Here is a 23,382-nt window from a genome sequence, read left to right as displayed (position 1 = left end):
ACGAACTGAAACCTCGACATGAAAGGGGACTTCGGCATGGCCGTCGTCACCATGCGCCAGCTCCTCGAGAGCGGCGTCCACTTCGGACACCAGACCCGTCGTTGGAACCCGAAGATGAAGCGCTTCATCATGACGGAGCGCAACGGCATCTACATCATCGACCTCCAGCAGTCGCTGACCTACATCAACGACGCCTACGAGTTCGTCAAGCAGACGGTCGCCCACGGCGGCACGATCCTGTTCGTCGGCACGAAGAAGCAGGCTCAGGAGTCGATCGCCGAGCAGGCCACCCGCGTCGGCATGCCGTACATCAACCACCGTTGGCTCGGTGGCATGCTCACGAACTTCCAGACGATCAGCAAGCGCCTCGCGCGCCTGAAGGAGCTCGAGGCTCTCGACTTCGACGACGTCGCCGGCTCCGGCTACACGAAGAAGGAGCTGCTGCTCCTGTCGCGTGAGAAGGCGAAGCTCGAGCTCGTCCTCGGCGGCATCCGTGAGATGTCGAAGATCCCGTCGGCCGTCTGGATCGTCGACACGAAGAAGGAGCACCTCGCCGTCGACGAGGCGCGCAAGCTGGGCCTGCCGGTCATCGCGATCCTCGACACGAACTGCGACCCCGACGAGGTCGACTACAAGATCCCGGGCAACGACGACGCCATCCGTTCGGTCGGCATCCTCACCCGCGTGATCGCCGACGCCGTCGCCGAGGGCCTCGTCGCCCGATCGTCCGGCAAGTCGGGCGAGTCGGCCGCCGAGCCGATGGCCGAGTGGGAGCGCGAGCTGCTCGCCTCCGACGCCGGCGCGAAGGCCGCCGCTGACACGGACACCGAGACGGGTCCGTCGTCGATCAAGAAGGCTGCTGACGAGACGGCTGCCGCTGACTCGACGAACGCTGACGAGGCCGCTGCCGTGGCCGAGGTCGACGAGAAGACGGCGACCGAGGTCGCCGACTCCCAGGCCTGAGAAACTGGCTCGACGTTCATGACGTCTTCCCCCGGCGCCGGCACTGCTCGTGGCAGTGTCGGCGCCGGGGGAGCGTAAACCCCCTGCATTCTTTCGACTCAGAGGAGCGAAACACTCATGGCGAACTACACCGCCGCTGACATCAAGGCGCTGCGCGAAGCTACCGGCGCCGGCATGATGGACGTCAAGAAGGCACTCGACGAGGCTGACGGCGACAAGGCCAAGGCCACCGAGATCCTGCGCGTCAAGGGCCTCAAGGGCGTGACGAAGCGCGAGGGTCGTTCCGCTTCGAACGGCCTCGTCGCCGCGAAGGTCGAGAACGGAGTCGGCACGCTGGTCGAGGTCAACTGCGAGACCGACTTCGTCGCGAAGGGCGACAAGTTCATCGCCCTCGCCGAGCAGGTTCTCGACCAGGCTGTCGCGGTCGAGGCCGCTGACGCCGATGCGCTGCTGAAGAGCAACATGGGCGGCAAGACGGTCGCGGAGGTTCTCGACGAGGCCAACGCGACGATCGGCGAGAAGATCGAGGTGCGTCGTGTGGCGCGTCTCGAGGGCGAGAACGTGACGGCGTACCTGCACAAGACGAGCCCTGACCTGCCGGCGCAGATCGGTGTTCTCGTGGCACTCAAGGGTGGCGACGAGGCGACGGCTCGTGACATCGCGATGCACATCGCCGCGTTCTCCCCGTCGGTGCTGACGCGCGACGAGATCGACGCCGAGGTCGTGGAGAACGAGCGTCGTGTCGCTGAGGCCACGGCCAAGGAGGAGGGCAAGCCGGAGGCTGCTCTGCCGAAGATCATCGAGGGCCGTGTCAACGGGTACTTCAAGGAGAACGTGCTGCTGGAGCAGCCGTTCGCGAAGGACGCGAAGAAGACGGTCAAGAAGGTCGCTGATGAGGCAGGCGCGGAGGTTTCGGGCTTTGCGCGGTTCAAGGTCGGTGTGTGACCGAGCGGGAACCGGAGGTTGAGGCCCAGACGCGCGCAGCGCGTCCGGGCCTCGGCCGTAGGTGAGCGCGAAGTCAGACGCCAGAAAGAATGGCGTCTGGCACCGCTCGTTCAACTCACCGCATGGCGCCAGACGAGGCCCGGATCGCGCGCAGCGCGTCCGGGCCTCGCGGCGTGAGGTGGGGGCTCGTCACGTCGCTGGAGGGACTAGCGTGTGTCCATGAGTGGCTTCATGGTGGATCTGCCGGAGTGCGTGCGTCGCGTCGAGGGGGTCTCGGGCCTGCCGGCGCTGGAGGTGTTAGGGCCGCGGTCGTCGGGTGTCGTGCAGTTGCACGGCGGTCAGGTGACGAGTTTCGTGCCGCGTGGTGGGCGTGAGCTGTTGTGGCTGAGTCCGTTGGCACAGGCGGGTCCGTCGACGGCGATCCGCGGCGGCGTCCCGGTGTGTCTCCCGTGGTTCGGTGCGGGCCGTGACGGCGGGCTGTCGCCGTCGCACGGCCTGGCGCGTCGGGCGCGGTGGAGGCTGCACTCGGTGCGCGAGGAGGGCGAGGCGGTCATCGTCTCGCTCGTGGTCACTCCCGAGGCGGTCGCGCAGCTCGACGGCGCCGAGCACTGGCCGCCGGGGCTGTTCGCAACCCTCGAGATCACGTTCGGCGATGCTCTCGGGCTGCGCCTCGTCGTGCGCAACGAGGGCTCAGACCCGCTGACGTTCGAGGCAGCGCTGCACACGTATCTCGCGGTCGACGACGTGCGCACGGTGCGTGTCGAAGGGCTGACGGGTGCGTCGATGCTCGATCAGGCCAGCGGGGAGCGCTCACGCGTCGAGGGTGCCCTGACGTTCGACGGCGAGGTCGACGTCGTCGTCACGGCGCCGAAACAGCCCATCACTGTCGTCCAGGGGCGGACGGAGGGGCGGACGCCGATCTACCGCATCGAGCGCGAGAATCTGCCGGATGCGGTCGTGTGGAACCCCGCCCAGCAGAAGACCGCCTCGCTCGCGGACGTGCCCGACGACGCGTGGCCGCGGTTCGTCTGCGTCGAGGCGGCCACGATCAAGGACGACGCCGTCACCCTCACCCCCGGGCAAGACACAGCACTGGGCGCGACGTACGCTCCGCTCGCAGACTGAAGTTTTTCGGCTGCCCTCAGCAGTGTGAAAAGATTGGCCGACTCATGCCCGACGAAGCGCCAGGAGGCGAAGTGAGCGACACCGACGCGAGCGAGAGGGTGAACGCCTCCCCGGCGATCCCCAGGTACGACCGAGTGCTGCTCAAGCTCTCCGGTGAGGTCTTCGGCGGCGGCAGCGTCGGCGTCGACCCCGACGTCGTGCGGGGCATCGCTCGCCAGATCGCGCCGGCCGTGCGCAGCGGCATCCAGGTCGCGGTCGTCGTCGGTGGCGGCAACTTCTTCCGCGGTGCCGAGCTGCAGCAGAAGGGCATGGATCGTGCGCGTGCCGACTACATCGGCATGCTCGGTACCGTCATGAACTGCCTGGCGCTGCAGGACTTCCTCGAGAAGGAGGGCATCGACACGCGCGTGCAGTCGGCCATCGAGATGACGCAGGTCGCCGAGCCGTACATCCCGCGCCGTGCGATCCGTCACATGGAGAAGGGCCGCGTCGTCATCTTCGGTGCCGGCGCGGGCATGCCGTACTTCTCGACCGACACCGTCTCCGCGCAGCGTGCGCTCGAGACGAAATGCGACGCCGTGCTCGTCGCGAAGAACGGTGTCGACGGCGTCTACTCCGATGACCCGCGCAAGAACCCCGACGCGGTGAAGCTGGATGTCGTCACGCACGCCGACGCGTTGGCGCGCGGGCTCAAGATCGTCGACGCCGCAGCGTTCAGCCTGTGCATGGACAACAAGCTGCCGATGGTCGTGTTCGGCATGGAGGGTGAAGGCAACATCACCCGCGCCCTGCAGGGTGAGAAGATCGGCACGGTGGTCTCCGCGTCCTGACGCGGGGCCGAACGTGGCTGTTCCCGAGAACGTCCGAGAAACGAGAGCGAAACCATGGATATTGACGAGATCCTCCTCGAGGCCGAGGAGAAGATGGACAAGGCGATCGAGGCCACGAAGGAGGACTTCGCCTCGATCCGCACCGGCCGTGCGAACGCGGCGATGTTCAACCGCCTGACGGTCGACTACTACGGTGCGCCGACGCCGCTGCAGCAGCTCGCGTCGTTCCAGACGCCCGAGGCGCGCACGATCCTCATCATCCCGTTCGACAAGTCGGCCATCTCCGAGATCGAGAAGACGCTGCGCGACTCCGACCTCGGCGTCAACCCGAGCAACGACGGCAACCAGATCCGCTGCATCCTGCCCGCCCTCACCGAGGAGCGCCGCAAGGACTACATCAAGATGGCCAAGGACAAGGCCGAGAACGGCCGCGTCAGCGTGCGCAACGTGCGCCGCAAGGCGAACCAGGACATCGACAAGCTGGTCAAGGACAAGGAGGTCGGCGAGGACGACGGCGCCCGCGCCGAGAAGGACCTCGACGCCATGACGAAGAAGCGCGTCGACACCGTCGACGCGCTGCTCAAGGGCAAGGAGGCCGAGCTGCTCGAGGTCTGACCTCGACGCACGCTCGCATTCGGCATGCCCGCTTCGGCGCAGCCTTCGAGCCCACCCCCGCCGGGGGTGGGCTCGAAGGTCGTGTCCGAGACGCTCGCGCCCGCCCCCGCGAAGAAGAACAAGGCCGGGCGCGACCTCAAGGCCGCCATCACGGCCGCACTCGTGCTCGGCGTGCTCGTCCTCGCGTCTCTGCTCATCCGCAAGGAGGCGTTCGTCGTCCTCGCGACGGCCGCGTCCGTCGTCGGCACGCGCGAGCTGCTCATGGCGATGCCGCCGGCCAAGTTCCGCCCGCCGTGGATCCCCGCGCTCGCCTCGGCGGCCGTCATCCCCGTCGCGGCGTATCTGCTCGGGCCGTCGGCGATGCTCGCGGCGCTCGTCGGCAGCGTCCTCGTCTTCATCGTCTGGGGTGCGGCGAGCAACCGCCTCGCGCCCGACACCGCGTCGGCGGCGCTCATCGCGCTGTACGTGCCGGCGCTCGTGTCGTTCGCGATGATGCTCCTGCATGCTGATGACGGCGTCAGCCGCATCATCACGTTCATCCTCGTGACGATCGGCAGTGACATCGGCGGCTACGTCGCCGGCGTGCTGTTCGGCAAGCACCCGATGGCGCCGACCGTCAGCCCCAAGAAGTCGTGGGAGGGCTTCGCCGGGTCGTGGCTGAGCTGCGTCGTCATCGGCGTGCTGACGGTGACCCTCATCCTGCACGCGCCGTTCTGGGTCGGCATCCTGCTCGGCTCGATCGTCGTCGTCGCGGCCACCGTCGGCGATCTGTGCGAGTCGATGATCAAGCGCGATCTCGGCATCAAGGACATGAGCAACCTCATCCCGGGTCACGGCGGTCTCATGGACCGTCTCGACTCGCTCGTTCTCGCGGCCCCCGTCACCTGGGCCGTTCTCACCGCGTTCGCCAGCTGAGGCGAGGAGTTCTTCCATTGAGCACCACCGAATCGACCACGACCGACCTGCCCGAGCCGACGGCGAAGCGTCCCGTTCCGGGCCAGCTGACGTTCACCGCGCCGCGGCGCGGCAAGCCGCCGAAGCACCTGGCGGACTTCGACCTCGCCGGGCGTCAGGCGTTAGCGAAGGAGCTCGGGCTGCCCGCGTTCCGCGCCAAGCAGCTGTCGAACCACTACTTCGAACGCTTCGTCGCCGACCCTGCCGAGATGACGGACCTGCCGAAGAACGGGCGCGAGGAGATGGTCGCGCAGCTCATGCCGACGCTGCTGACGAGCATCAAGACGCTCGTCGCCGACGGCGGTAACACGCTCAAGCAGGTGCACCGCCTGTTCGACGGCGCGCTCGTCGAGAGCGTCATCATGCGCTACCCCGGCCGCGTCACGATGTGCATCTCCAGCCAGGCCGGCTGCGGCATGAACTGCCCGTTCTGCGCGACCGGGCAGGAAGGGCTGACGCGCAACCTCACGACGGCGGAGATCGTCGAGCAGGTCGTCGCCGGCGCGCGGTTGCTGCGCTCCGGCGAGCTGCCCGGCCTCGACGACGACGAGCGCGAGACGCCGCTGCGCGTCAGCAACGTCGTGTTCATGGGCATGGGGGAGGCGCTCGCCAACTACCGCCAGGCGATCGACGCGATCAAGCGGCTCGTCTCGCCCGCCCCGGAGGGGCTCGGCATGTCGGCTCGCGGCGTGACGATGTCGACGGTCGGTCTCGTGCCGGCCATCGACAAGCTCGCGGCCGAGGGCATTCCGGTGACGCTGGCGCTGTCGCTGCACGCGCCCGACGACGAACTGCGCAACGAGCTGGTGCCCATCAACACGCGCTGGAGCGTCGACGAGGCCCTCGATGCGGCGCATCGCTACTTCGAGGCGACGGGGCGTCGCGTCAGCATCGAGTACGCGCTCATCAAGGACATCAACGACCAGGGCTGGCGCGCGGATCTGCTCGCGAAGAAGCTCAACGCGCGTGGCAAGGGGTGGGTGCACGTCAACCCGATCCCGCTCAACCCGACGCCGGGCTCGAAGTGGACGGCGTCGCGCAAGGGCGTCGAGCAGAACTTCGTCGAGCGCCTACGCGCGGGCGGCATCCCGACGACGGTGCGCGACACGCGTGGTTCCGACATCGACGGAGCGTGCGGGCAGCTCGCCGCCAAGACGGCCTGACACGAGCAGCTCGCCCCGATCATCGCCCCAAATGCGTCATTCGTGATGCGTTTGGGCCGATGATGCGTCAAGCCTGAGGCTGCGATGAGCTCAGGCGCCCGTCAACACTGCGAACGCCTCCGCGGGCGTCTCGACGAGGTGGAGGTGGTCGGCGAAGCGTCGCCCCGCCGCGAGCGCGGTGAGCGCCGGCCAGACGGGGACGACGTCCGTCCACTGTGCGCGCCCGACGAGGACGAGGTGCGGCAGCGGCACGTCGTCGGCGGCGTAGTACAGCGGCGTGACGCTCTGGAAGATCTCCTGCACGGTGCCCGCGGCGCCCTCGAGGACGATGATGCCGCCGCTGGCGCCGGCGAGCAGGCCGTCCTCGCGCAGGGCGTTGGAGAAGAACTTGGCGATGACGTCGCCGAAGACGTTGGGCGGCTCGTGGCCGTAGAACCACGTCGGGATGCCGACGCTGCGCACGTCGTCACCGGCGCCATCAGCCACGCCCAGCAGCTCCCGCGCCGCGAAAGCGCTGTGCGCCCAGGCGTCGATGCTCGGACGGAACGACTCAACGCCCGCCAGGCACTCCAGCGCCGCGTCGAGGCCGCCGACGCGGTCAGCCGCGCCGAGGTTCGCAGCCTCCATCGCGCCGGGCCCGCCGCCGGTCAGGACGACGTGGCCGCCGTCGGCGAGATCGCGCGCCAACCGGGCGATCTCGGCGTACGCGGTACTCGTGCGTCCCATCGCGTGACCACCCATGATGCCGACGGTGCGTCGGCCCTCGAGGCTCTCGTGCAGGGCGTCGCGCATCGACTCGTCGTGCAGCCCGCGCATGGCGCCCGCATAGGCGTCATGCGCCACGCGGCAGTCACGCGACCAGCGATACGCCTGCGCGTCAGGGGTGTGTTCGTAGCCGCGCTCGAGGCCAGCATAGAGCTCGCCGGCGGAGTAGAGACGCGCGCGGTAGGGGTCGATCGGCAGGTGCGGATCGCTGGGAAACAGGATGGCGCCGCGGTCGGTCAACGTCCGAGCCGTGGACGCCGGCACGTGGCCGCCGAGCACGACGAGACCGTCGAAGCGGTTCGGCAGAGCGATCAACGCCTCGCCGGCAGCGCTGGCGAGGTCGACGCCCTGCAGCCGCAGACCGCTGACGGTTCCGCCGTCCTGCAGATGGGCGAGCAGCTCGTCGGCCGAGTGGATCTCACGAAGCATGAGGCCAAGCGTGGCACACGAGCGATTCGTCGCCGAGCACGGCGGCGAACTCACCCGGAACCTCGCGATCACGAGGCAAGATGGGTGTATGACCGACGTCACGTTCGACCACGCCTCACTCCACGTGCGCAGCCTCGACGACCCCGAGGGGTTCTGGCTCGAGGCCGCCAGCGGCGTCGACTGGATCACCCGACCCAAGGGGGCGCTCGACGCCTCGAGCGCCCCGCTGTACCGCTGGTTTCCCGACGCGCGGCTCAACACCTGCTACAACGCGCTCGACCGGCACGTCATCGCCGGCCGCGCCGATCAGCCGGCGCTCATCCACGACAGCGCCGTCACCGGCACGAGCCGCACGTACACCTACGCCGAACTGCTCGACGAGGTCGCCCGCCTCGCCGGGGTGCTCCAGGCGCTCGGGGTGGAGAAGGGCGACCGGGTCGTCATCTACATGCCGATGATCGCGGAGGCCGTCATCTCGATGCTCGCCTGCGCGCGCATCGGGGCGGTGCACTCGGTTGTGTTCGGCGGCTTTGCGCCCACCGAGCTGACCGCACGCATCGACGACGCCCAGCCCAAGGTCGTGCTGTCCGCGAGCTGCGGCGTCGAGCGCACCCGCGTCATCGAGTACAAGCCGATGCTCGACGCGGCACTCGCCCGCGCGTCGCACGAGGTGGGGCACTGCGTCATCGTGCAGCGCCCGCAGTGCGAGGCGAGCCTGGGAGAGAAGGACTTCGACTGGGCGCAGGTCATGGCGCCCGGTGCGGTGCAGCCCGCCGGCTGCGTCGCCGTCGCGGCCACCGACCCGCTCTACATCCTCTACACCTCCGGCACGACGGGGCGGCCGAAGGGCATCGTGCGTGACAACGGTGGCCACGCCGTGGCCCTGACGTGGTCGATGAAGCACGTCTACGGCATGGAGGCCGGTGACGTGTGGTTCACGGCCAGCGACGTCGGCTGGGTGGTCGGCCACTCCTACATCGTCTACGCGCCGCTGTTCGCGGGCCTGACGACGGTGCTGTACGAGGGCAAGCCCGTCGGCACCCCGGACGCCGGCGCGTTCTGGCGCATCGTCGAGCAGTACGGCGTCGCGGGCCTGTTCACGGCGCCGACGGCGATCCGCGCGATCAAGAAGGAGGATCCGGACGGCTCGTTGATCGCCGGGCACGACCTGTCGTCGTTGCGGACGCTCTTCCTCGCCGGTGAGCGCCTCGACCCCGACACCTACGCCTGGGCGCACGACAAGCTCGGGGTGCCGGTCGTCGACAACTGGTGGCAGACGGAGACGGGGTGGCCCATCGTCGCGAACCCGGTCGGCATCGAGTCGTTCGCGCCGAAGCCCGGATCGGCGACCAAGCCCCTGCCCGGCTACGACGTGCAGGTGCTCGCGCCCGACGGCTCGCCCGTCGAACCAGGCGTCGAGGGTGCCGTGTGCCTCAAGCTGCCGCTGCCGCCCGGTACGCTCGCGACGCTGTGGGGTGGCGACGAGCGCTACGTCAGCTCCTACCTGTCCGCGTTCGAGGGCTACTACCTCACCGGTGACGGCGGCTACATCGACGACGACGGGTACGTGTGGGTCATGGGCCGCACCGACGACGTGCTCAACGTCGCGGGGCATCGCCTGTCGACGGGCGCCCTCGAGGCCGCGCTCGCGGGGCACCCCGCCGTCGCCGAGTGCGCCGTCATCGGGGTCGCCGACCAGCTCAAGGGCCAGGTGCCGCGGGCGCTCGTCGTGCTCAAGGCCGGGCGGGAGTACACCGACGACGAGTTGCTCACCGTCCGCGACGAACTCAAGGCGCGCGTGCGCGCCGAGGTCGGGGCGCTCGCCTCGCTCAGCGACGTCGACGTCGTCCAGGCCCTGCCGAAGACGCGATCGGGCAAGATCCTGCGCAAGACGATGCGCCAGATGGCCGACGGTGAGACGCCCCAGGTGCCCGGCACGATCGAGGATGCCAGCGTCCTCGACGCTCTCGGTGAGGTGCTGCGCCACCACTCGTGACGTTCGCGACGCCGCGCGGCGTCGTCCGCGCCGGCTATGACGAGCTGGTGCTGCACCTCGGCGCGGCGGCTGCCGATCTCGGCGCATGCCGAGAACGGTTCGTCCCCGGCACCGCATCGGTCCCGGGGACGAACGCTACGTCACTCGAACTCAGCCGAGCTTTCGAAATCAGCCGAGCTTCGTCACCTCGAGCGTCACGCCGTGCTGACGCAGGCGCTCGGCGTACGGCGCCCCGAGGGCGACTGCGGGCGTGAGGACGCCGCCGTCCGCCTCGCCGGGCAGCGTCGGCAGGTCGCCGAGCGCCAGCGTCACGGCCGCCTCGCCGAGCATGACGGCCGTCGCCTTGTAGCCCGGGTCGCCCTGCGAGGCGACGATCGAGCGGTAGCGGGCGCCGCTCGTCGTCGTCGAGCGGATGTCCATGCGGAAGAAGCCCTTCTCGCGCGCTTCCTCGCTCGGGCCGCTGCCCGGCGCGGGGACGAGGCGTTCGAGCAGCGGGCGCAGACGCTTGACGCCCATCGCGCCGAAGCCCGCCCCCAGCGCACCCGCGACGGCGTACGCCATCGCGCGACCCTTGACGCCCTTGCCGGCCTTCATCACCTCGCGGTAGCGGAAACCCGAGCCGTACACGTGGCCGAGCAGCGCGTTGCTGCGGCGCACGATGCGCGTGTTGTAGGAGGCCATGAGGAACGGCGCGACCCACGCGTCGACGTCGTCGGAGTACCACACCGACAGCGAGTCCTTGAACTCGCCGCTCGGCTCGCGCGAGCGGTCGGGGGAGAGGGAGAACTTGTCGCCGGCGATCTTGCGGCGAGCGGGGTCGTCGGCGATGTCGTCGGCCTGCTGCATCGCCGAGGCGATCGTCCCGCCGCTCATGCCGCCCTTCATCGACGCGTACTCGGTCGTCGCCGTGAGTTCCCCGTCACCGGCCTCACGCGCCGTCTGGGCGAGCAGGAAGACGCCGAGGTCGGAGGGCACCGAGTCGTAGCCGCACGAGTTGACGATACGTGCGCCGTTCGCGCGGGCCGTCGCGTCGTAGCGGTCGATGCAGTCGTGGGCGAAGAGCACCTCGCCGGTGAGGTCGACGTAGTGGGTGCCGGCCTCGGCACAGGCGCCGACGAGCGGCAGGCCGTGGCGCGCGTACGGGCCGACGGTGGAGATGACGACGCGTGCCCGGTTCGCGAGGGCGTGCAGCGACGCCTCGTCGCCGGAGTCGGCTGTCACGATGCCCCAACCGGCGGCGGCTGCGGCCTCGGTGCTCAGGTCGTCGCGCACCTTCTCGACCTTCGAGGCGGTGCGTCCGGCGAGGGCGATGCGGATGTCATTCGGCGCGTGCTCGGCGAGGTGCTTCGCGACGAGCCGGCCGACGAACCCGGTCGCGCCGTAGAGGACGATGTCGAATTCTCGCGTCGTATCAGTCATGCTCCGCAGGCTACCGGTGAGTCACCTGCGCTGCCCACATACCTGAGGGGGGCCTCGATTACTCGTGTGGCCACATTGTGTGCGAATCTGTCCGCATGATGGATGGTGTGGCATGGCGCTGAGTGCATTCGAACTGTACTCGATCGGTATCGGACCCTCGTCGTCCCACACCGTCGGTCCCATGCGAGCCGCGGGGCGGTTCCTCGAATCTCTGCGCGAGGCAGGGCTCTTCGACGACGTCGCGCGCGTCCAGGTCGAACTGTGCGGGTCGCTCGGGCAGACCGGCCACGGGCACGGCTCCGACAAGGCGGTCGTCCTCGGCCTGATGGGTGAGGACCCGGAGACGGTCGACACCGACACCGCGGACGCGCGTTTCCACGCGGTCAAGGAGACCCACCGCCTTCTGCTCGGCGGCCTGCGCGAGGTGCCCCTCGACGACGACGACCTCGTCCTGCACCGCCGCAAGACGCTGCCCGGGCACCCGAACGGCATGATCGCTCGGGCGCTCGGCGCTGACGGATCGGTGCTTCTCGAGCGCGTCTACTACTCCGTCGGAGGCGGGTTCGTCGTCGACGAGGACGCGCTCGGCGCCGACCGTGTCGTGCAGGACACGACGCCCGTCGAGTTCCCGTTCAACACGGGCAAGGAACTGCTCGAGATCTGTGCGCGCACGGGTCTGCCGATCAGCGAGGTCATGATGCGCAACGAGCTGTCGTGGCGCACCGAGGAGGAGGTGCGCTCGGGCATGCTGCACCTGTGGTCGGTCATGGATCAGTGCATCACCAACGGTTTCTCGACCGAGGGCACCCTCCCCGGCGGGCTCAAGGTGCCGCGCCGCGCCCCCGCCATCCACCGTGCGCTGCAGCAGCAGGTCGAGCCCGGCTACCCGATCGACCCGCTCGATGTCATGGACTGGGTCAACCTGTTCGCCATGGCCGTCAACGAGGAGAACGCCGCGGGCGGCCGCGTCGTCACCGCGCCGACGAACGGTGCGGCCGGCATCATCCCCGCCGTCCTCAAGTACTACGTCAAGTTCGTCCCCGGCGCCGATGAGGACGGCATCGTCCGGTTCCTGCTGACGGCTGCGGCCATCGGCATCCTGTTCAAGGAGAACGCCTCCATCTCGGGCGCCGAGGTCGGCTGCCAGGGCGAGGTCGGTTCGGCGTGCGCGATGGCGTCCGGTGCGTTGTGCGAGGTCATCGGCGGCAACCCCGAGCAGGTCGAGAACGCCGCCGAGATCGGCATCGAGCACAACCTCGGCTTGACGTGCGACCCCGTCGGCGGGCTCGTGCAGATCCCGTGCATCGAACGCAACGCGATCGCCTCGATGAAGGCGATCAACGCCGCTCGCCTGTCGCGTCGCGGTGACGGCAAGCACACCGTCAGCCTCGACCAGGCGATGAAGACGATGCGCGAGACCGGCCGAGACATGAGCGTCAAGTACAAGGAGACGGCACGCGGCGGGCTGGCCGTCAACGTCATCGAGTGCTGACGTCCGGGCGAGCGGCGGCCGTCACCGCGTCTCACTGAGGCGCTGAGGGACGACGCCTCGCGTCGTGCGCGATGGTTCGTCGCAGCGGCCTCGGGGGCGGTTGTCAGACGTCTCGTACACAATGGGGGCGTGACCACCCAGCGCACCGTCTCCCTGCTCGGCTCCACCGGTTCGATCGGCACCCAGGCGTGCCAGATCGCGCGGAACAACCCCGAGCGCTTCCGCATCGTCGCGCTCAGCTCCGGCGGGCGTGACCTCGAGCTCGTCGCGCGTCAGGCCGTCGAGTTCGACGTCGAGCTCGTCGGTATCGCCTCCGGTGACGCGGCACGGCTCGAGACGCTCATCGCCGATGCGGCGTCGGGCGCAGGCAAGCAGGTTGTCAGCCGCGTCGTCAGTGGTGACGACGCGTCGGTGCAGGTCGCGAGCGTCGGTGCGGACGTCGTTCTCAACGGCATCACCGGTTCGATCGGTCTGCGCCCGACGATCGCAGCGCTCGAGGCGGGCAGCACACTGGCGCTCGCGAACAAGGAGTCGCTCATCGTCGGTGGCCCGATCGTCAAGCGTCTCGAAAGGCCCGGGCAGATCGTGCCCGTCGACTCGGAGCACTCGGCCATCGCGCAGGCGCTCACCTCCGGTACGCACGACGAGGTGCGCAAACTCGTCGTCACCGCCAGTGGAGGGCCGTTTCGCGGCATGAGCCGCGCCGAGCTGGCCGACGTCACACCCGCACAAGCCCTGAAGCACCCCAACTTCGCGATGGGCAAGGTCATCACCACCAACTCGGCGACGCTCGTCAACAAGGGCCTCGAGGTGATCGAGGCGCACCTGCTGTTCGACATCCCGATCGATCGTGTCGAGACGGTCGTGCACCCGCAGCAGTACATCCACTCGATGGTCGAGTTCGTCGACGGCGCCGTCGTCGCGCAGCTCGGCCTGCCGACGATGCTCGTGCCGATCGCGATGGGCCTCGACTGGCCGCACCGCATCGCGGGCGTGGAGACACCGATCGACTGGACGAAGGCGATGGACTGGCGGTTCGAACCTCTCGACGACGAGGCGTTCCCCGCCGTTCGCCTCGCCCGTCAGGTGGGTGAGGCCGGCTCGACGTACCCGGCCGTCTACAACGCGGCCAACGAAGAGTGCGTCGAGGCCTTCCACGACGGGCGCATCGGCTTCCTCGACATCGTCGAAACCGTCGAGAAGGTCGTCGACCAGCACGCGCCCGAGAGCGGCGAACCTGACGTCGACGCCGTCCTCGCCGCAGAGACATGGGCGCGCCGCACCGCGCACACGCTGATCGAGAAGGGGCTGCGCTGATGCTGTTCGTCCTCGGGGTGCTGTTCATGATCGTCGGCGTGGCTGCCTCGATCGCGCTGCACGAGATGGGGCACATGGTGCCCGCGAAGAAGTTCGGCGTCCGCGTGCCGCAGTACATGATCGGCTTCGGCCCGACGCTGTGGTCGAAGAAGCGCGGCGAGACCGAGTACGGCGTCAAAGGCATCCCGCTCGGCGGTTACGTGCGCATGATCGGCATGTACCCGCCGAAGGCGGGCGACCCGGACGGCTCCGTGCGCGCCTCGTCGACCGGTCGGTTCAGCCAGCTCGCCGACGAGGTGCGTGAGCAGACCTTCGAGGAGCTGCGCCCCGGTGACGAGAACCGCGTCTTCTACAAGCTCAAGACGTGGCAGAAGGTCACCGTCATGTTCGGTGGGCCGTTCATGAACCTCGTCATCGCTGCGGTCGTCATGACCGTCATGGTGTGCGGCGTCGGCCTGCCGAAGCTCACCGGCACGAAGGTGACGTCGCTGACGACGTGCCTGACGAAGGTCGAACCCGGTCAGAAGTGCCCGACGGGGCAGGAGGCGCCGGCGGCCTCGAGCGGGTTGAAGCTCGATGACGTCATCATCTCGGTCGCGGGGCAGAAGGTGAACAGCAATCTCGAGGCGACCCGCGTCATCCGCGCGCACGGCGGCGAGAAGATCCCGTTCGTCGTCGAGCGTGACGGCCGGCAGCAGACGCTGCAGGTCACGCCGAGGACGACGAAGGTGGCGAAACTCGACGCCGACGGCAACCCCGTCACCGACGCGGGTGGCCAGAACGTCATGATCGACGCCGGGTACGTCGGGCTGTCGATCGGTCAGTACACGTTGCAGCGTCAGGGCCCGGGTGCTGTCCCCGGCATGCTCGGCACGAGCATCAAGCAGACGGCGGGCGTCGTGCTGCACATACCGGAGAAGATGAAGGGCGTCGCGCAGGCGGCGTTCAGCGACGAGGCGCGCGATCCGAACGGGCCGATCTCCGTCGTCGGGGTGACGCGCATCGCGGGCGACGTCGCCGAGTCGTCGAAGGTCGAACTCGGCCAGAAGGTGCTGCTGCTGCTCAACCTGCTCGCCTCCCTCAACCTCGCGTTGTTCGTGTTCAACCTCATCCCGCTGCTGCCCCTCGACGGCGGCCACATCGCGGGTGCGCTGTGGGAGGCGATCAAGCGGCCCATCGCGCGGGCGCGCGGCGTCGCCGGCCCCGTCTACGTCGACGTGACGAAGGCGCTGCCGGTCGCGTACGCCGTCTCGCTCGTCCTCATCGGGATGTCGGTGCTGCTCATCTACGCCGACGTCGTGAAACCCATCACCATCCAGTGAGTCTCGGCCCAGCCCAGGGCGTCGCGCGGCAGTCGTAAGATGGGCTCATGTCGGTTTCTCTCGGTATGCCCTCGGCGCCCGCGCCGGTCATCGCTCCTCGTCGCAAGACGCGCAAGATCAAGGTCGGCAAGGTCGAGGTCGGGGGAGACGCCCCCATCTCGGTGCAGTCGATGACGACGACGCCGACGACCGACATCAACGCCACGCTCCAGCAGATCGCCGAGCTGACGGCCACCGGGTGCGACATCGTCCGTGTCGCGTGCCCGAGCCAGGACGACGCGGAGGCGCTGCCCGCCATCGCTCGCAAGGCGCAGATCCCCGTCATCGCCGACATCCACTTCCAGCCGAAGTACGTCTACGCGGCGATCGAGGCGGGGTGTGCGGGTGTGCGCGTCAACCCGGGCAACATCCGCAAGTTCGACGATCAGGTCAAGCAGATCGCCAAGGAGGCGAAGGACGCCGGGGTCTCCATCCGCATCGGTGTCAACGCCGGTTCGCTCGACAAGCGACTGCTCGAGAAGTACGGCAAGCCGACGGCCGAGGCGCTCGTCGAGTCGGCCGTGTGGGAGGCGTCGCTGTTCGAGGAGCACGACTTCCACGACTTCAAGATCTCCGTCAAGCACAACGACCCCGTCGTCATGGTGCGCGCCTACGAGATGCTCTCCGAGCGGGGCGACTGGCCGCTGCACCTCGGTGTGACCGAGGCCGGGCCCGCGTTCCAGGGCACGATCAAGTCGGCGACCGCGTTCGGCGCGCTGCTGAGCCGCGGCATCGGCGATACGATCCGCGTCAGCCTCTCGGCCCCGCCGGTCGAGGAGGTCAAGGTCGGCAACATGATCCTGCAGTCGCTCAACCTCAAGCCGCGCAAGCTCGAGATCGTCAGCTGCCCGAGCTGCGGGCGCGCGCAGGTCGACGTCTACACCCTCGCCGAGCAGGTGACGAAGGGCCTCGAGGGCATGGAGGTGCCGCTGCGCGTCGCCGTGATGGGCTGCGTCGTCAACGGCCCCGGTGAGGCGCGCGAGGCCGACCTCGGCGTCGCCTCCGGCAACGGCAAGGGCCAGATCTTCGTCAAGGGTGAGGTCATCAAGACGGTGCCGGAGAGCCAGATCGTCGAGACGCTCATCGAGGAGGCGATGCGCATCGCCGAGGAGATGGGCGAGGACGCGGGCGCCGACGGCGCCGGCCCCACCGTCTCGGTCGGCTGACGCCGGCATGCTGCGACGTTCGGGGGTGCGAGCCCTCGACGCCGGCGACCGCGCCGGCGCGCGGGCGTTGTGCGACCTCGACCCGGTGACGAACGTCTTCGTCGCCGCCCGCCTCGACGAGGGCGCGCTCGGTTCGACGAGCGCTGCCTTCGGTCTCGACGGTGACGTTGGCCAGCCACTCGCGGCAGGGGCGGACTCTTCGGGGTTCGATGCCGACGGGCTGGGTCGAGGCGGCGCTCGCTCGCTCGAGTCCAGTCAACGGCCGCTGCGCTCGATGCTGTGGGCGTCGGCGAATCTCGTCCCCGTCGAGGCGAGCCCTGACGATCTGGAACGCTACGCGGCCCGCGTCAAGTGTGCGCGACGCCGCGTCAGTTCGCTGTTCGGGCCGGCCGAGCAGGTGCTGCCGCTGTGGCAGCTCGTGTCGCGTTCGTACGCGCCGGCGCGCTCGTTCCGCCCCGAGCAGCCGCTCATGGTCGCCTCGCGGGAGGCGCGCGAGCGTCAGGGCATCGAGCCCGAACCGCGCGTGCGCCTGGCCCGATTCGACGAGGTCGACGCCATCGTGCCTGCGGCCGCGGCGATGTTCACCGAGGAGATCGGCTACGCGCCCTACGTCGGCAGTGCCGCGGCCTACCGCGCCGGGGTGCAGCGCCTCGTCATGGGTGGGCGCACCTTCGTCCTGATGGACGGTGCGCGCGTACGGTTCAAGGCCGACGTCGGATCGCTCGCCTCGGGCGTGGCACAGATTCAGGGTGTGTGGATCGACCCCGCCTGGCGCGGCCGCGGGCTCGCCGCACCGTGCATGGCGCGCGTCGTCGACCTGGTCGAGGCGGAGCTCGCGCCCACCGTCAGCCTCTACGTCAACGGGTACAACACCCCCGCGCTGCGTGCGTACGAACGCGCCGGGTTCGAACGCGTCGGGACGTTCGCGACCGTCATCCTCTGATGCGGCGGCGCCGTCGCAGAGGCGACGCGGTGGCACCGCTTATCGATGGGACGAGCGCCCTGCCCCCGCACTTCGACCCGTTTCAACGGCGTTGTCAGGGCGATGTGATGGGGTGGGGGCATGAATCCTGTCACCGGTCTTCGTGAACTTCCGCCCCTGATGCGCGGGCTCGTCGGCGCGTACGTCGTCTCCGGCGTGACGCACCTCGTGCGCCCGCAGGTGTTCGAGCCGACCATTCCGCCGCAGCTACCCAAGGCGCGCGAACTCGTCTACCTCAGCGGTGTCGCCGAACTCGTCTGCGCCGCGGGTCTCGTCAACCCTGCGACGCGCCGAGCCGCGGGTTACGCCTCTGCCGCCCTGCTCGTCGCCGTGCTGCCCGCGAACGTCGAGATGGCGCGTCAGGCGCAGGCGAGTGTCCGACGCCGCTCCACGCCGGGCAAGCAGGCGCGCCTCGCCGGCATGCTCGCGCGGGTCCCGGCGCAGTGGCCGCTCATCAAGGCGAGCCTCGACATCGCTCGCCGCTGACGAGGGCTCGCGAGGCCGACCGTGCGCCGTGCGTGGGTCGCCGTCACTGTGGGTGACGGTTCGCGCCGGACTGATGGGCCCGCGCCGCATTGGCGGGCCCGCGCCGTGCGGTCGGCGTAGACTCCTGCGCGCAGACGCCGCCCGGGCACCGGGCCGGCGATCTACAGTGGCGGCATGACTGACGTGTTCGCGCTCACACCAACCAATCAGGCCGACGTCATGGCCGGGTTCGACGCCGTCGACGCCGACGAGGCGCTCAAGGACGCGGCGAGCGCGTTCGCCTCGCACGAGCATGCCGACGTTCTCGGCCCCCTGCGCGAGCTCGGTGTCATGGCCGGCAGCGAGGAGGCTCGCGAACACGGCATGGCTGCGAACACGTTCACGCCGCGGCATCGCGCCGTCGACCGGTTCGGCGCGCGTACCGACGCCGTCGAGTTCCACCCGTCCTGGCACTGGCTCATGCGCCGCGGCGTCGAGTTCGGTCTCGCGGGCGCGCCCTGGCAGGACGCGTCGGCGGACGCTCACCTGCGGCGGGCAGCGGGCTTCATCACGTGGTCCGGTGTCGAGCCCGGGCACGTCTGTCCGCTGACGATGACCCATGCCGCCGTCCCCGCCCTGCGCGCGGACGAGGCGCTGACGCAGCGTTACGCCGACGGCCTCGCGGCGAGCGTCTACGAGCCCGGCGATCTGCCCGCGGCGAGCAAGGAGGGGCTGCTCGCGGGGATGGGGATGACGGAGAAACAGGGCGGCTCCGACGTGCGCACCAACGTCACCGAGGCCACCCCGTCGGGTTTCGACGACGACGGCGCCGCCGTCTATTCGCTGCGCGGGCACAAGTGGTTCACGAGCGCGCCGACGAACGATCTGTTCCTCGTCCTCGCGCAGGCTCCCGGCGGGCTGACCTGCTTCGTCGTGCCGCGCGTGCACCCTGACGGCACTCGCAACGCGCTGCGCATCGTCCGGCTCAAGGACAAGCTCGGCAACCGCTCCAACGCGAGCAGCGAACTCGAGTTCCACGACGCCTACGCCACTCGCCTCGGTGACGAGGGTGCGGGCGTGCGCACGATCATCGAGATGGTGAGCGCGACGCGGCTCGACTGCGTCCTCGGCTCGGCCGGGCTCATGCGTCGCGCGACGAGCGAGGCGGCCTGGTACACCGCGCGTCGGCATGCCTTCGGCGGCGTCCTCGCCGACAAGCCCGCGATGCAGAACGTCCTCGCCGATCTCGCGATCGAGTCGGAGGCCGCGACGGCGCTCGGCATGCGCCTCGCGGCGAGCGTCGACCGTATCGAATCAGGCGATCCCGGCAGCGAGCACGAGCGCGCGTTCCGTCGCTTCGCACTGCCGCTCGCAAAGTTCTGGGTGTGCAAGCGCACGCCGATGCACGTCGCCGAGGCCCTCGAATGCCTCGGCGGCAACGGGTACGTCGAGGAGTCGGGCATGCCGCTGCTGTTCCGCGAGTCGCCGCTCAACTCGATCTGGGAGGGCTCGGGCAGCGTCAACGCCCTCGACGTCCTGCGCGCCCTGACGCGTTCGCCGGAGGCGTTCGAGGCCTTCAGCCGCGAGCTCGACGTGACCCGCGGCGACCACCCCGGGCTCGACGTCGCGACGAAACAGGTGCTCGCCGACGTCGTGTCGTTGACGCCCGACGACGCGGAGTACCGCGCCCGCGACATCAGCGCTCGAATGGCCGTCGTCCTCCAGGCGAGCCTGCTGCTGCGCAGCGCGCCGTCGAGCGTCAGCGACGCGTTCATCGCGAGCCGCGTGCAGGGGGAGTGGGGCGGCGTGTTCGGCACCCTCGGCACGTCGGCCGCGAGCGCCGCCATCGCCCGACGCGCGACGCCGCGGCCCTGACGCCCTGGCGGTCAGGTGAACAGCCCGCCGAGGCCGCCCTGCTCGTTCGTCGAGGGCATGAGCTTGGCGGCCCACTCCGCGAACGCCTGCGGGTTGCGTGACTGCAGGAGCACGCGCCCGGGCCCGACGAAGTTGAAACGAGCCCTTCACCGGACTTCATCGACTGGATCGAGCGTCCTTCGACCGCCCGACGCGTTGTGAACTGCATCCCCAGGTCGTAGGCGATGACGTGCCCGGTGTGGATGACGTCACGCTCGCCCGGAGCGAGGTCCATGACGTCGACCGCGCCGTAGACGCTGAGGCACTGACCGCTGGCCTCGAGGCCGAAGCCGCCCTCGCCGCCGAAGAGGTTCGTCATGCCACCGAACTGCGAGGTGACCTCCGTGCCCTCGCTGTTGGCCATCCAGTTGCCGCGGGCGACGAAGCAGGGGCGATCGGGCTGGATCTCGAGCGCCAGCATGCCGCCGGGCAGGACGCCGGCGATGTCGCCCCACCCGCCCTCGGCGGGGGCGGTGTACGTCGTCGAGAAGAAGGACTCACCGCAGAGCACGGAGCGCTTGAGCCCCTTCATGATGCCGCCGCTGGCGGCCTTGCTGGAGATCTGCACGCCGGGCGAGTGCGCAGGAGACGGGAGACGGCGAAGGACGGATTGTGACGTCGTCGAATCTGCATGGATCTCAGGAAGGCCTCGCGGCCCGAGCGTCGGGTGGATGCGGGCCGTGCACGCCCTGGGCGGGCCGGGATAGTGTGGGGCCGAGTCACGCGGAGCGACCGCGACACGACCCGAGGAGAGACCGTGGCCCAGCGCATGTCCAACCTGTTCCTGCGAACGCTTCGCGAGGATCCGGCGGACGCTGAGCTGCCGGGCCACAAGCTGCTCGTGCGCGCCGGCTACATCCGACGCGCCGCGCCCGGCGTGTACACGTGGTTGCCGCTCGGGCTCAAGGTGCTGCGTAACGTCGAGACCATCGTCCGCGAGGAGATGGAGGCCATCGGCGCGCAGGAGCTGAGCTTCCCCGCGCTGCTGCCGCGCGAACCCTATGAGGCGACGAACCGCTGGGACGAGTACGGCCCCAACCTGTTCCGCCTGCAGGACCGCAAGGGCGTCGACATGCTCCTCGGCCCGACGCACGAGGAGATGTTCACCATCACGGTGAAGGACATGTTCTCGAGCTACAAGGACCTGCCGACGACGCTGTTCCAGATCCAGACGAAGTACCGCGACGAGGCCCGCCCGCGCGCCGGCCTGCTGCGCGGGCGCGAGTTCATCATGAAGGACTCGTACTCCTTCGATCACACGAAGCAGGGCCTCGAGGAGAGCTACGCCAAGCACCGCGGCGCGTACGTCAAGATCTTCGACCGCCTCGGCTTCGAGTACGTCGTCGTCCACGCCGACTCGGGCGCGATGGGCGGTTCGGCGTCGGAGGAGTTCCTCGCCGTCAGCCGCCACGGTGAGGACACGTTCGTCCGCTCGCCCGGCGGTTTCGCCGCGAACGTCGAGGCCGTCGTCGTGCCGCAGGCCGAGCCCGTCGAGGTGAGCGTCGGCCCCGCACACATCGAGGACACCCCCGAGACCCCGACCATCGAGACGCTCGTCGCGGCCCTCAACGCGAATCACCCGCGCGACGACGGACGCGAGTGGACGGCTGCCGACACACTGAAGAACGTCATCGTCATGCTCGTCCACCCCGACGGCACGCGCGAACCGCTCGCGATCGGCGTGCCCGGCGATCGCGAGGTCGACGCCAAGCGCCTCGAGGCTCAGGTCGCTCCGGCCGACGTCGAGGCGTTCGAGGAGAAGGACTTCGCCGCCTACCCGATGCTCGCGAAGGGCTACATCGGCCCGGGCGTGCTCGGCGAGGAAAAGGCCTCCGGCATCCGTTACCTGCTCGACCCCAGCATCGCCGAGGGCTCGGCGTGGGTGACGGGCGCCGACGTCAGCGGCAAGCACGTCATCGACCTCGTCCACGGCCGCGATTTCACCGCCGACGGCACGATCCAGGCGGCGCAGATCAAGGAGGGCGACCCGGCCCTCGACGGTTCGGGCCCCCTGACGCTCGCGCGCGGCATCGAGATGGGTCACATCTTCCAGCTCGGCACGAAGTATGCCGAGGCGCTCGGGCTCAAGGTGCTCGACGAGAACGGCAAGCTCGTGACGGTGACGATGGGCTCCTACGGCATCGGCGTCTCTCGCGCCGTCGCCGCCATCGCTGAGGACAACCTCGACGACAAGGGCCTCATCTGGCCGCGTCACATCGCGCCCTTCGACGTCCACGTCGTCGCCACGGGCAAGGACGCCGCGGTCTTCGAGAAGGCGGAGCAGGTCGTCGCCGACCTCGAGTCGGCCGGGCTCGGCGTCCTGTTCGACGACCGTCCGAAGGTCAGCCCCGGCGTGAAGTTCAAGGACGCCGAGCTCATCGGCGTCCCGACGATCGTCGTGCTCGGGCGCGGCCTCTCCGACGGCACGATCGAAGTCAAGGACCGCCGCTCGGGCACCTCGCGTGACGTCGGCGTCGACGAGGTGGCGGCCGAGGTGCTCTCCGAGGTGCGCGGCGCCTGATCCGACCCTGCTTCACGAGAGCCACCACGGCCCGACGTGGTGGCTCTCGCGCGTCGAACGGCCGCCGCCCCGGTCACGAGCGGCGCGGGCGCGACGGTCACGAACTGAGAGACGTTTGCGGGCACGCGGCGCGCGGCCCAGGATGACGGGGTGAACGACCCGGGAACCCTGACCCTCACCCTGCTGGCGCTCGCGGCGGCCTGCGCGGGATGGATCGACGCCGTCGTCGGCGGAGGCGGGCTCGTGCAGTTGCCGGCCCTCATGGTCGCGTTTCCGCACGCCGCGCCCGCCCAGCTGCTCGCGACGAACAAGCTGGGTTCGATCTGCGGCACGTCGGTGAGCTCGGCGACGTACCTTCGGCGGGTGCGTCCCGATCTGCGCACCGCGCTGCCGCTCGCCGTGATGGCGTTCGCCGGCTCGATGGCGGGTGCGGCGCTCGCCAGTCACATCCCGCGCAGCGCGTTCAACCCGATCATCCTCGTCGTCCTCGTCGCCGTCGGCGCGTACACGCTGTTCAAGCCGTCGATGGGGCAGCTCGAGAACCTGCGGCACGCCGGCAGCCGGCGCCATTACGCGACGGCGGGCGCCGTCGGCCTGGGCGTCGGCCTGTACGACGGCGCGCTCGGCCCGGGGACGGGCTCGTTCTTCGTCTTCGCGCTCGTCAGCCTGCTCGGCTACCGCTTCCTCGAGGCCTCCGCCAAGGCCAAGCTCGCCAACTTCGCGACGAACCTCGCCGCCCTCGTCGTGTTCATCCCGGCAGGTGCGGTGGCCTGGCGTGTCGGCCTCGTGCTCGGCGTCGCGAACCTCGCGGGCGGCTATCTCGGCGCCCGGACCGCCGTCTCGAAGGGGGCCGGGTTCGTGCGCGCCGTGTTCGTCGTCGTCGTGGGGGCCTTCGTCGTCAAGCTCAGCTACGACACCGCCGCGCAGTTCGGCCTGCTCTGATGCTCAGCCGCGCCCGGC

General features: G+C 69.6%; 20 protein-coding genes. 18 read left to right on the top strand and 2 right to left on the bottom strand.

Annotation, left to right across the window (positions count from 1 at the left end):
• The first annotated feature begins 36 nt into the window (after positions 1-36).
• The 7 genes from rpsB (at position 37) to rlmN (ending at position 6,595) form a co-directional block, all read left to right on the top strand.
• Positions 37-963, top strand: a complete 927-nt coding sequence (rpsB, locus tag J4Z35_RS03555; protein ID WP_062256714.1) for a 30S ribosomal protein S2 — start codon at positions 37-39, stop codon at positions 961-963.
• A 117-nt stretch (positions 964-1,080) separates the two neighbouring features.
• The gene (tsf, locus tag J4Z35_RS03550) at positions 1,081-1,908 is read left to right on the top strand and encodes a translation elongation factor Ts (RefSeq protein ID WP_038568786.1); all 828 of its coding nucleotides are present in this window, start codon (positions 1,081-1,083) and stop codon (positions 1,906-1,908) included.
• A 219-nt stretch (positions 1,909-2,127) separates the two neighbouring features.
• On the top strand, positions 2,128-3,033 hold the full coding sequence (locus J4Z35_RS03545; protein WP_074039826.1) for a D-hexose-6-phosphate mutarotase: 906 nt from the start codon (positions 2,128-2,130) through the stop codon (positions 3,031-3,033).
• A 71-nt stretch (positions 3,034-3,104) separates the two neighbouring features.
• Positions 3,105-3,863 carry a UMP kinase gene (gene pyrH / locus J4Z35_RS03540; RefSeq protein ID WP_006944885.1) on the top strand — a complete coding sequence of 253 codons (759 nt, stop codon included), beginning with the start codon at positions 3,105-3,107 and terminating at the stop codon, positions 3,861-3,863.
• A 54-nt stretch (positions 3,864-3,917) separates the two neighbouring features.
• Complete coding sequence (gene frr / locus J4Z35_RS03535; protein WP_006944866.1) at positions 3,918-4,478, top strand: ribosome recycling factor; 561 nt, start codon at positions 3,918-3,920, stop codon at positions 4,476-4,478.
• Between the two features lie 81 nt (positions 4,479-4,559).
• Positions 4,560-5,393: a phosphatidate cytidylyltransferase gene (locus tag J4Z35_RS03530; protein WP_074039965.1), complete on the top strand. Its 834-nt coding sequence runs from the start codon at positions 4,560-4,562 to the stop codon at positions 5,391-5,393.
• A gap of 17 nt (positions 5,394-5,410) precedes the next feature.
• Positions 5,411-6,595 (top strand): 23S rRNA (adenine(2503)-C(2))-methyltransferase RlmN, encoded by a 1,185-nt coding sequence (gene rlmN / locus J4Z35_RS03525; RefSeq protein WP_006944853.1) that lies wholly within the window; start codon positions 5,411-5,413, stop codon positions 6,593-6,595.
• Between the two features lie 90 nt (positions 6,596-6,685).
• Here rlmN and J4Z35_RS03520 read toward each other — a convergent pair whose 3' ends face one another.
• Positions 6,686-7,789 (bottom strand): Rossmann fold nucleotide-binding protein, encoded by a 1,104-nt coding sequence (locus J4Z35_RS03520; RefSeq protein ID WP_074039828.1) that lies wholly within the window; start codon positions 7,787-7,789, stop codon positions 6,686-6,688.
• Between the two features lie 88 nt (positions 7,790-7,877).
• On the opposite strand from J4Z35_RS03520, the gene J4Z35_RS03515 reads away from it, so the two are divergent.
• Positions 7,878-9,785 (top strand): acetate--CoA ligase, encoded by a 1,908-nt coding sequence (locus tag J4Z35_RS03515; protein WP_074039966.1) that lies wholly within the window; start codon positions 7,878-7,880, stop codon positions 9,783-9,785.
• Positions 9,786-9,953: 168 nt separating this feature from the next.
• Here the strand turns inward: J4Z35_RS03515 and J4Z35_RS03510 are convergent, their stop codons facing one another.
• The gene (locus J4Z35_RS03510; RefSeq protein ID WP_006944880.1) at positions 9,954-11,204 is read right to left on the bottom strand and encodes a saccharopine dehydrogenase NADP-binding domain-containing protein; all 1,251 of its coding nucleotides are present in this window, start codon (positions 11,202-11,204) and stop codon (positions 9,954-9,956) included.
• A 112-nt stretch (positions 11,205-11,316) separates the two neighbouring features.
• Between J4Z35_RS03510 and J4Z35_RS03505 the strand changes: the two genes are divergently transcribed.
• The 10 genes from J4Z35_RS03505 (at position 11,317) to J4Z35_RS03460 (ending at position 23,364) form a co-directional block, all read left to right on the top strand.
• Positions 11,317-12,696 carry an L-serine ammonia-lyase gene (locus J4Z35_RS03505; protein ID WP_074039830.1) on the top strand — a complete coding sequence of 460 codons (1,380 nt, stop codon included), beginning with the start codon at positions 11,317-11,319 and terminating at the stop codon, positions 12,694-12,696.
• A gap of 129 nt (positions 12,697-12,825) precedes the next feature.
• Positions 12,826-14,013 (top strand): 1-deoxy-D-xylulose-5-phosphate reductoisomerase, encoded by a 1,188-nt coding sequence (dxr, locus tag J4Z35_RS03500; RefSeq protein WP_074039831.1) that lies wholly within the window; start codon positions 12,826-12,828, stop codon positions 14,011-14,013.
• Positions 14,013-15,335, top strand: a complete 1,323-nt coding sequence (locus tag J4Z35_RS03495) for a site-2 protease family protein (RefSeq protein WP_074039832.1) — start codon at positions 14,013-14,015, stop codon at positions 15,333-15,335. The genes dxr and J4Z35_RS03495 overlap by 1 nt, the downstream gene beginning before the upstream one ends.
• 47 nt (positions 15,336-15,382) lie before the next feature.
• The gene (gene ispG / locus J4Z35_RS03490; protein ID WP_062257398.1) at positions 15,383-16,540 is read left to right on the top strand and encodes a flavodoxin-dependent (E)-4-hydroxy-3-methylbut-2-enyl-diphosphate synthase; all 1,158 of its coding nucleotides are present in this window, start codon (positions 15,383-15,385) and stop codon (positions 16,538-16,540) included.
• A gap of 7 nt (positions 16,541-16,547) precedes the next feature.
• Positions 16,548-17,483, top strand: a complete 936-nt coding sequence (locus J4Z35_RS03485) for a DUF4081 domain-containing GNAT family N-acetyltransferase (RefSeq protein ID WP_074039834.1) — start codon at positions 16,548-16,550, stop codon at positions 17,481-17,483.
• Between the two features lie 120 nt (positions 17,484-17,603).
• The gene (locus tag J4Z35_RS03480) at positions 17,604-18,008 is read left to right on the top strand and encodes a hypothetical protein (RefSeq protein WP_006944879.1); all 405 of its coding nucleotides are present in this window, start codon (positions 17,604-17,606) and stop codon (positions 18,006-18,008) included.
• A 174-nt stretch (positions 18,009-18,182) separates the two neighbouring features.
• Positions 18,183-19,862, top strand: a complete 1,680-nt coding sequence (locus J4Z35_RS03475) for an acyl-CoA dehydrogenase family protein (protein WP_006944872.1) — start codon at positions 18,183-18,185, stop codon at positions 19,860-19,862.
• Positions 19,863-20,100: 238 nt separating this feature from the next.
• Complete coding sequence (locus J4Z35_RS14370; RefSeq protein ID WP_231729456.1) at positions 20,101-20,517, top strand: hypothetical protein; 417 nt, start codon at positions 20,101-20,103, stop codon at positions 20,515-20,517.
• A gap of 141 nt (positions 20,518-20,658) precedes the next feature.
• Positions 20,659-22,422, top strand: coding sequence for a proline--tRNA ligase (locus tag J4Z35_RS03465; RefSeq protein ID WP_006944902.1), 1,764 nt, complete (start codon positions 20,659-20,661; stop codon positions 22,420-22,422).
• Positions 22,423-22,572: 150 nt separating this feature from the next.
• Positions 22,573-23,364 (top strand): TSUP family transporter, encoded by a 792-nt coding sequence (locus J4Z35_RS03460; RefSeq protein ID WP_006944901.1) that lies wholly within the window; start codon positions 22,573-22,575, stop codon positions 23,362-23,364.
• Positions 23,365-23,382: the final 18 nt, after the last annotated feature.

This window comes from Dermacoccus sp. NHGro5, from assembly GCF_017565385.1.
Lineage (GTDB): Bacteria > Actinomycetota > Actinomycetes > Actinomycetales > Dermatophilaceae > Dermacoccus > Dermacoccus nishinomiyaensis.
This window is presented reverse-complemented; position numbering and strand designations above follow the sequence as displayed.

What these genes read in the sequence shown, in the direction of transcription:
- rpsB (WP_062256714.1), top strand. Translation starts at nt 37, where the DNA reads ATGGCCGTCGTCACCATGCGCCAGCTCCTCGAGAGCGGCGTCCACTTC.
- tsf (WP_038568786.1), top strand. Translation starts at nt 1,081, where the DNA reads ATGGCGAACTACACCGCCGCTGACATCAAGGCGCTGCGCGAAGCTACC.
- J4Z35_RS03545 (WP_074039826.1), top strand. Translation starts at nt 2,128, where the DNA reads ATGAGTGGCTTCATGGTGGATCTGCCGGAGTGCGTGCGTCGCGTCGAG.
- frr (WP_006944866.1), top strand. Translation starts at nt 3,918, where the DNA reads ATGGATATTGACGAGATCCTCCTCGAGGCCGAGGAGAAGATGGACAAG.
- J4Z35_RS03520 (WP_074039828.1), bottom strand. Translation starts at nt 7,789, where the DNA reads ATGCTTCGTGAGATCCACTCGGCCGACGAGCTGCTCGCCCATCTGCAG.
- J4Z35_RS03515 (WP_074039966.1), top strand. Translation starts at nt 7,878, where the DNA reads ATGACCGACGTCACGTTCGACCACGCCTCACTCCACGTGCGCAGCCTC.
- J4Z35_RS03510 (WP_006944880.1), bottom strand. Translation starts at nt 11,204, where the DNA reads ATGACTGATACGACGCGAGAATTCGACATCGTCCTCTACGGCGCGACC.
- J4Z35_RS03505 (WP_074039830.1), top strand. Translation starts at nt 11,317, where the DNA reads ATGGCGCTGAGTGCATTCGAACTGTACTCGATCGGTATCGGACCCTCG.
- J4Z35_RS03495 (WP_074039832.1), top strand. Translation starts at nt 14,013, where the DNA reads ATGCTGTTCGTCCTCGGGGTGCTGTTCATGATCGTCGGCGTGGCTGCC.
- ispG (WP_062257398.1), top strand. Translation starts at nt 15,383, where the DNA reads ATGTCGGTTTCTCTCGGTATGCCCTCGGCGCCCGCGCCGGTCATCGCT.
- J4Z35_RS03485 (WP_074039834.1), top strand. Translation starts at nt 16,548, where the DNA reads ATGCTGCGACGTTCGGGGGTGCGAGCCCTCGACGCCGGCGACCGCGCC.
- J4Z35_RS03480 (WP_006944879.1), top strand. Translation starts at nt 17,604, where the DNA reads ATGAATCCTGTCACCGGTCTTCGTGAACTTCCGCCCCTGATGCGCGGG.
- J4Z35_RS03475 (WP_006944872.1), top strand. Translation starts at nt 18,183, where the DNA reads ATGACTGACGTGTTCGCGCTCACACCAACCAATCAGGCCGACGTCATG.